5 protein-coding genes, 3 pseudogenes and 1 riboswitch are annotated in these 8171 nt (G+C 68.9%); of the genes and pseudogenes, 1 reads left to right on the forward strand and 7 read right to left on the reverse strand.

From position 1 onward, the window contains the following. Window positions 1-210: pseudogene (locus tag GA0115254_RS37080) on the reverse strand (peptidase); the annotation flags it as partial. Between the two features lie 5 nt (window positions 211-215). Continuing rightward, window positions 216-370, reverse strand: a riboswitch (cyclic di-AMP (ydaO/yuaA leader). Window positions 371-666: 296 nt separating this feature from the next. Next, window positions 667-2763: pseudogene (locus tag GA0115254_RS37085) on the reverse strand (alpha-galactosidase). Window positions 2764-2988: 225 nt separating this feature from the next. Here GA0115254_RS37085 and GA0115254_RS37090 point away from each other — a divergent pair. Next, window positions 2989-3801, forward strand: coding sequence for a tyrosine-protein phosphatase (locus GA0115254_RS37090; protein WP_093899654.1), 813 nt, complete (start codon window positions 2989-2991; stop codon window positions 3799-3801). A 23-nt stretch (window positions 3802-3824) separates the two neighbouring features. Here GA0115254_RS37090 and GA0115254_RS44970 read toward each other — a convergent pair whose 3' ends face one another. The 5 genes and pseudogenes from GA0115254_RS44970 to GA0115254_RS37110 form a co-directional block, all read right to left on the reverse strand. Next, the gene (locus tag GA0115254_RS44970) at window positions 3825-3992 is read right to left on the reverse strand and encodes a DUF6126 family protein (RefSeq protein WP_176729046.1); all 168 of its coding nucleotides are present in this window, start codon (window positions 3990-3992) and stop codon (window positions 3825-3827) included. Window positions 3993-4025: 33 nt separating this feature from the next. Then, on the reverse strand, window positions 4026-4634 hold the full coding sequence (locus tag GA0115254_RS37095; RefSeq protein WP_093899655.1) for a helix-turn-helix domain-containing protein: 609 nt from the start codon (window positions 4632-4634) through the stop codon (window positions 4026-4028). A gap of 84 nt (window positions 4635-4718) precedes the next feature. Further along, a complete protein-coding gene (locus GA0115254_RS37100; RefSeq protein ID WP_093899656.1) occupies window positions 4719-6116 on the reverse strand; it encodes an aspartate aminotransferase family protein in 1398 nt (465 codons plus the stop codon). After that, window positions 6113-8014, reverse strand: a complete 1902-nt coding sequence (gene dxs / locus GA0115254_RS37105) for a 1-deoxy-D-xylulose-5-phosphate synthase (protein WP_093899657.1) — start codon at window positions 8012-8014, stop codon at window positions 6113-6115. Before dxs ends, GA0115254_RS37100 begins: the two co-directional genes overlap by 4 nt. 26 nt (window positions 8015-8040) lie before the next feature. Then, window positions 8041-8171, reverse strand: a pseudogene (locus GA0115254_RS37110) (4-hydroxy-3-methylbut-2-en-1-yl diphosphate synthase); the annotation flags it as partial.

Genomic DNA, 8171 nt, shown 5'->3' on the forward strand with positions numbered 1-8171 from the left:
GGCCCGCTTCTGCGCGACCGGCTCGGCCGGGGCGGCGTGCGTGGCGGCGGCCGACTGCGGCGCGGCGGTCGGGGCCGACTGCGGCGCGGCGTGGGCACCGGTGGCGCCGAGCAGCGGCAGTGCGATGACGGCACCACCGGCGCCTGCGGCGACGACGCCACGGGCGATGGTGCCGGCCTTCGTACGACGATGCTTACCCGATATGGGCATGACGTGCTTCCTCTCCGGCGCCTGCGAGGTGAGCTGTCGGGTTCGGGCTGGAGATGCCCGGCCGCGCTGAGCGCGACTTGACCCCTAGCCGGCCGGATTTCTCCGATCGGCGGCCTACCTGGTTCCCCCGCTCCTGCCACGCGATGAGTGGGTGCGAATTCCGGGCGGCGGCAGGATTAGGCGGGCCGTCCGGATTGACGGTGACCGTAAGCGAGTCGGGACGGCGATAACAAGCCACTGATTCCGTACCGGAATCCGCGCTCGGAAATCAGCGCGGAATTCCGGTCACACTCCGTGGATTAAGGATCTTGGCTTTCCGCGCCGCGCAGGGAGTACCCGACTGCCCCGCCAGCACGCACCGTCACGGATATGATTCCGCTCACGAACAGGCAACCATCTCCCGTAAAACCAGGGCATATTGCGTCAAATGCGCCGATTACGGACATGTCGCGCCCATCATTCGCGACGCAGCCTCAGTACCCGCGCGTCGAGATCCCCCCGAAGCCCGGTGTGCAGCCCCTGATGCAGCAGTACCGAACCGTGGTGCACCGCGCCCGTGTCCAGGCAGGTGTACATCGCCGCCGGGTCGATCCCCCGCAGCCGCAGGGCCGGGGGCCGCTCCCCCGTACCTCTGTGCCTCCAGCCACATCAGGACCACGGCCTCGTCCCCCAGACGTACTGGACCGCGCTGAGTCCGCCGCGCGGCGCGCGCAGCCTGTACAGCGCGCCGTGCTGCACCACCGGCCGGATCTCCTTGTAGAGATCCACCCAGTTCCGCGCCTCGGCCAGCTCGTCCGCGCTCCAGTCGGTGAGGTCCCCACCGACCCCGAGCACACCGGCCATCGCGCTCACGAAACGAAACTTCAGTGAGCTGACCCTGTCGTTGAGCTGGACATTCGGGCTGTCGGTGACCCAGGCGGCCATCACCCGGGCCGGATGGATCTGACCGAAGCCCTCCTGGATGGTGAGGCGGTCGAGCGGGTCGGTGTTGTCGGAGGTCCACACCTGGTCCGTACGGGACAGAATCCCCAGGTCGATCCTGCCGCCGCCGCCCGAGCAGGACTCGAAGGCGACGGAGGGGTGCGCGGCCCGGAGCCGGTCGATGAGCGCATACAGGGCGTCCACGTGCTCGATCCAGAGCTTCTGCTGATACTCCTCACCCGGCCAGCCCGCGTCGGTGAAGCTGCGGTTGAAATCCCATTTCACATAGTCGACGGGCGCGCTGGAGAGCAGTGTGTCCAGCTGCTCCCACAGATAGTCCTGCACATCTGTGCGGGCCAGATTGAGCACCAGTTGATTGCGGAACTCGGTCCGCGCCCGCCCGGGGAAATGCTGCACCCAGTCGGGGTGTGCGCGATAGAGATCGCTGTCGGCATTGACCATTTCCGGCTCGACCCAGATACCGAACTGCATGCCGAGTCCGTGCACTTCGTCGGCGAGCGGCTTCAGTCCGCCGGGAAAGCGGTCGGGATTCGGCGTCCAGTCGCCGAGCCCGGCCCGGTCGCTGGTGCGCTGCCCGAACCACGCGTCGTCCACGACGAACAGCTCGACGCCCATCGCGGCGGCGCGCTCGGCGAGGGCGCGCTGCTGTTCCTGCGAGACGTCGAAGCCGGTCGCCTCCCAGGAGTTGTAGAGCACCGGCCGCAGGCTCTGTGCGTCCGGGATCACATGGGCCAGCTGCCAGGCGTGCCAGGCCCGGCTCGCCCCGCCGAACCCTTCCGCACTCCATAGACCGGCGAAGACGGGGGTGGTGTACGACTCACCCGGCGCGAGCAGCAGCAGCCCCGAGTCGTCGTAGCCGGCGCCGCCGGTGATCTGCACCAGCCCATCGGGGAGCTGCTGTACCGAAATCCGCCACGACCCGGACCAGCCGAGCGCACAGCCGTACACCTCGCCGTTCTCCTCGGTCGCCGCACCGTCGGCGTCGAGCGCGACCCACGGCAGGTACTGGTGCCCGGTGTGACCGCGCCTGCTGGAGATGACGCTCTCGCCGTACGTCAGCTCCGCGCGTGCAAGCTGCGACTCCGCCGCCCAGCGTCCGTGCAGCCGGCTCAGCCGCCAGCCGTCGCGCGCGGGCAGCGCCCAGGCTGCGGCGTCGGCTCGCAGCAGTTCCAGCGGCGGACCGTCCGGCCCGGCGTGGGCGACGGTGGCCCAGCGCTCGATCACATCGGAGTCGTCCCGCATCCGGTAGTGCAGAGTCAGGACGAGCCGGTGCACGAAGTCGGTGAATCCGATGCGGAGTTCGTCTCCGTCCACCGTGGCGTCGGCAAAAGCCCACTCGGTGCCGCGGACCTCGGGGGTGCGTACCGAGAGGGCCGGGCGGACGAACCGGGGGCCGCCCTCCACGGGGTACTCCTCGCGGCCGTCGAGCTGGGACTCGAAGCCTCTGAAGGGCGGCTCCGGCGCTGCGGCCAGGGCCTCGGCCGCGGCAAGGGCGATCCGCGGCCCCCAGTGCAGATGGACCAGCTCGTCCCGCTCGGTGAGTCGCAGTGCGTAGCTGCTGCTCGCCCCGGTGAGCAGCCAGGTCCGGCCCTTGTCGCCAGTCTCGATCATCGCATCCCCACATTCCAACAGTTCCGCACATCATCGACCATCGCCGGTGGGTGGGCAACGGCCTTGCAAGGAATTCGCCGGGCGGATTCACCGCAGGAGTAACGGGGTTGGCGGAAATATCGACAAGCAAAGGCCGAGATGATTGCCTGAGGAATCAATGTCGTATCGTCGCGGGAGTGGCCTTGTCGGCGACTCGCGCCGGCGCCAGACACTCCAGGAGTCACCGTGACGCAGCAGTTGCCGCAGATCCCGTCGACGGAACCCGAACTGGCGGGTGTCCGCAACTTCCGCGATGTGGGCGGACTGCCCACCGCGGACGGCCGGCGGGTACGGTACGGACGGCTCTTCCGCAGCGGTCACCTCGCGCACGCCACCGCCGAGGACGCCGCCTTCCTGGGCGGTCTCGGCCTGCACACGGTCTTCGACTTCCGCAATGCGGCCGACCACCGGCTCGAAGGCCCGGATGTGGAGCTTCCGGGCGTACGGAATGTGAGCATCCCGCTCTCCGACCCCGCCGACGGCGCCGAGTTCTGGCAGATGGTCCGCGACGGCGATCTCGACCAGCTGCGCTCGATCCTGGCCGACGGCAAGGGAACGAACCGGATGATCGCCTCGTACCGCGCGATCATTCAGGACCGTACCGCCGAACACAGCCGAGTTCTGCACGCCCTGGCCGAGGACTCCGTTCCCGCGTTGATGCACTGCGCGGCGGGCAAGGACCGGGCCGGTCTGTCGATCGCGGTGTCGCTGCTCGCGGTCGGGGTCGAGCGCGATGCCATCGAGGCCGACTACCTGAAGTCGAACGACGCCCACCGCCGCTACAAGGTGCAGCGCAGCGACACCTCGGCGGACGGCATGTCGCCCGAGGTGATGGAGCTGCTCAATCCGCTCTTCGGCGCCCACGCCGACTACCTCGCCGCGGCCTTCGCCACCATCGAGGAGACCTGGGGCGGCACGGACCGCTACTTCTCCGAGGGCCTGAAGCTCGCGCCCAAGACCCGTGAGCAGCTGCGCGACCGGCTCCTCGACGAGGCGTAGCCACACGCGCCCGTCGGCGGTGGTCAGCCCTTGCCAGCCACTGCGAAGAGCAGGTAGAGGAAGGCCGCGAAGATGTGTCCGGCGATGAGGTAGGCGAACAGCCGGATCACCACGCCGCGCGGAAACTTCCGCTCCTGGGCTTCGTAGTTCTTCCTGGACCCGAGCGGGTCGAAGTTCTCTGAATCGGACATGACAGTCCTCTCTGGCGACCGGGCGGCCCGGTCTCAGCGACGGTGGATACCGCTGCCGAGGCACAGCTCGGCGGCGGGGCTCTGCAGCAGGGTGTGGACGAAGAGCAGCTCGGCACCGTCGCGGTCGACGGCCGCGATCCGGTGCGGGGTGAGCGAGTCGAAGTGCGCGCTGTCACCGGCGGCCAGATCGTGCACGGTGTCCCCGAGTGTGACCCGGAGGTGTCCGGCGAGCACGTACAGCCACTCCTCGCCGGGATGGACGCGCACGAGATCACCCTGTGCGCCGTAAGGAACCCGGACGCGGAGCGCCTGCATCGCCCGGCCGGAGCCGCCGGCCTGCTGATACATCCAGCCGTCGGCCTCGGCCCCGTCGAACCTCCCGCCGCGGATGATCGCCTCCCGTTCCGGGGGCGTCTCGCCGAGCAGCTCGGAGACCGTCGTACCGTAGATCCTGGCAAGACCGAGGAGCATCGGCAGCGAAGGCTGCCGACGTCCCGTTTCGAGCCGGGAGAGATGGGCGGGTGAGAGTCCCGCCCGCTGAGCGGCGGTCTCCAGGGTGAGACCACGGCTGCGGCGCAGATCGCGCAGGCGTGGCGCGACCCCGGGCAGCTCGTCGGCCACCCCTCCGTCTGGAGTGTTCATGTACCCATTGGGCCAGGAGCTTTCCTCTGAGGCAAATTTATTACCTCAGAGGCAAACACGGTGAGTCTTGCCGGGCCCGCGGGGTCAGCGGTTGGCGACGGCCTGTTTCACCAGGGTCCTGCCGAAGTCCCACATCAGCCCCGCGCCGCTGTGCGCCTCGTCCATCACCGCGGTGAACGCCGTGACGAACCGGTCGACGTCCGGCTCCCCGATCACCAGCGGCGGAATCAGCTTGATCACTTCCAGCTGATCTCCCGACACCTGGGTGAGGATGCGGTGCTTCTGCAGCAGGGGCACCACCACCATCTGCGCGAAGAGGCCTTTGCGGGCCGCCTGCAGCATGGTCCAGCGGCTGCGCAGCCTCAGTGACGACGGCCGGCCGAATTCGATGCCGATCATCAGCCCGCGCCCGCGCACCTCGTGCAGCAGCTCGTAGCGGTCGACCAGTGCGGCCAGCCGCTCGCGCAGCAGATCACCGGTGCGGCGCGCACCCGCGACGATCTCCTCGTCCTCCATCACCGCGAGGACCGCGAGCCCGGCCGCCATCGCCTGGGCGTTGGAGCCGAAGCTCGCGGAGTGGACCAGGACCCGATCCATCGACGAGTAGACGCGTCTGAAGATCCAGTCCTTGCCGAGGGTCGCCCCGACCGGCACATAGCCACCGGAGAGGGCCTTGGCCACACAGACCAGATCGGGTTCGACGCCCTCCTCGTGCTGGTACGCGTAGAAATCGCCGGTCCTGCCGAGGCCGGTCTGCACCTCGTCGGCGATGAGCAGTGCCTTGTGCTTGTGCAGCAGTTCCTGCGCGTCCCGCAGGAAGCCGGGCGGCGCGGCGTGGACGCCCTTGCCCTGGATCGGCTCGACGACCAGGGCCGCCACATCACCGCGCTTCAGTTCACGGCGCAGTGCGTCGAGATCCCCGAGCTCGATGGCGGTGTCCGGCAGCAGCGGTGCGAAGCCGTCCCGGAAGCCGCTCTCCCCGTTGACCGAGAGAGAGCCGGTCGTCAGCCCGTGGAATGCGTGGGTGCAGTAGAGAATCCTGGGCCTGCCGGTGGCGTACCGGGCGAACTTCAGGGCGGTCTCGACAGCCTCCGTACCGCTGTTACCGAAGAAGGCCCGGTCCAGGTGCGGGCTGTGCGTGAGCAGCTTCTCGGCCAGCAGCCCGGGCAACGGTTGGCAGTCGAAGCGGGTGAGATCGGCGAGCGAGGCGTCCAGGACGTCGTGCAGGGCCTTGCGTACGACGGGGTGGTGCCGGCCGAGGCCCATCACGCCGAACCCGGCGAGCATGTCGAGATAGTCGTTGCCGTCCGCATCCCAGAAGTGCGCGCCCTCGGCCCGTTCGTAGACCTTGTCGAAGCCGATGGTGTGCAGCATGCGGGGCAGTTGGTGGTTGAGGTATTCCGTGTGCAGCTCGTAGCGCTCGCCGCCGCGCTCCGCGAGGAGCTGTGCCAGGTCGAAGCCCTTGGGCCCGTCGTCCTTCATGCCCCGCTCTCCTCGGTCCTTGTCGCTGCTTCCTTGGCGGCCAGTGCGGCGCTGATGCGCCCCGCGACCTCGACCGGGGTGAGGCCGATGTCGGCCAGCACCTCGGCGCGCTTGCCGTGGGCGAGAAACTGATCGGGGATGCCGAACGTCCGCAGCAGAACGTCGACCTCGGCATCCCGCAATGCCTGCCCGACCGCCGAACCGACACCCCCTGCCCGGCTGTTGTCCTCCACGACGGCGACCAGCCGGTGCCGTTCGGCGAGCGGGGCCAGCTGTTCGTCGACCGGCTTGACCCAGCGTGGGTCGACGACGGTGCAGCGGATGCCGCCGCCCGCCAGCAGGTCTGCGGCCTTCAGACAGACCGGGGCGAGCACACCGACAGCCACGAGCAGCGCATCGGGGTCGTCCGCCCGGTGCAGTACGTCCATTCCGCCGATCCGGTCGATGGCCGGGACCGGCTCCCCCACCGACTCCTTGGGGAACCGGATCACGGTGGGTGCGTCGTCGATGTCGACGGCTTCGCGGAGCTCGGCGCGCAGTTCGTCGGCGTCGCGCGGGGCGGCGATCCGCAACCCGGGGACGACCTGCAGCATGGACATGTCCCACATGCCGTTGTGCGACGGGCCGTCAGGACCGGTGACTCCGGCGCGGTCGAGGACGAAGGTCACCCCGCACTTGTGCAGCGCGACATCCATCAGCAGTTGATCGAAGGCCCGGTTGAGGAAGGTGGCGTAGACGGCGACGACCGGATGCAGTCCACCGGTGGCCAGTCCCGCCGCGCAGACCGCCGCGTGCTGCTCGGCGATTCCGACGTCCCAGACCCGGTCGGGAAACGCCTCGGCGAACTTCGTCAGTCCGACGGGGTGCAGCATCGCCGCGGTGATGGCCACGACATCCGGCCGCTCCGCGCCGATCGCTGCGATCTCGTCCCCGAACACCGCGGTCCAGGAAGGCGCTCCGGACGGGGCGAGCGGTGCGCAGGTCAGCGGGTCCATCGCGCCCACGGTGTGGAAGCGGTCGGCCTCGTCCCGGAGCGCGGGCGGGTAGCCGCGGCCCTTCTCGGTGAGGCAGTGCACCAGCACCGGGCCGTGGAAGCGTTTCGCCCGGTGCAGTGCGGATTCGACGGCTGCGATGTCATGACCGTCGATCGGCCCGACGTACTTGAGCCCGAGGTCCTCGAACATGCCCTGCGGGGCGAAGGCGTCCTTGAACCCCTTCTTCGCGCCGTGCAGCGACTCGTACAACGGCTGTCCGATGACGGGCGTCTGCTGGAGCACGCCCTTGCCCCAGGAGAGGAAGCGTTCGTATCCGTCCGTGGTACGGAGGGTGGCGAGGTGGTTGGCGAGACCGCCGATCGTGGGGCCGTAGGAGCGTTCGTTGTCGTTGACCACGATGATCAGCGGCCGGTCCCTCGCGGCCGCGATGTTGTTGAGCGCCTCCCAGGCCATCCCGCCGGTGAGGGCCCCGTCTCCGATGACGGCCACGACATGGTCGCTCCGCCCCAGCACCTGATGGGCCTTGGCGATGCCGTCGGCCCAGCCGAGGACGGTCGAGGCATGCGAGTTCTCGATGACGTCGTGCTCGGACTCCTCGCGGGAGGGGTAGCCGGAAAGGCCGCCCTTGCCCCGCAGCTTGGAGAAGTCCTGCCGTCCGGTGAGCAGTTTGTGCACATAGCTCTGGTGCCCGGTGTCCCACAGGATGCGGTCCACGGGCGAGTCGAAGGCCCGGTGCAGGGCGATGGAGAGCTCCACCACCCCGAGGTTGGGCCCCAGATGTCCGCCGGTCCTCGCCACCGCCCGGACGAGGAACTGTCTGATGTCCTCGGCGAGTTCGTCGAGTTGGGCTTCGCTCAGCGCCTTGAGATCGTGCGGCCCCCGGATGTTCTCCAGAATCGTCACGCTCGGGCCCCCTCTCTGGTTCTGTTTCAGCTCACGGTGACGGCGGGAACCCCCGATGGTGTCCCTGCGTCTTCCATGCCCTCGGCGATCCTCAGGGCTTCTTCGATCAGCGTCTCGACGATCTTCGACTCGGGCACGGTCTTGATGACCTCGCCCC

The sequence above is a fragment of the Streptomyces sp. Ncost-T10-10d genome, assembly GCF_900091955.1.
Classification (GTDB): Bacteria; Actinomycetota; Actinomycetes; order Streptomycetales; family Streptomycetaceae; genus Streptomyces.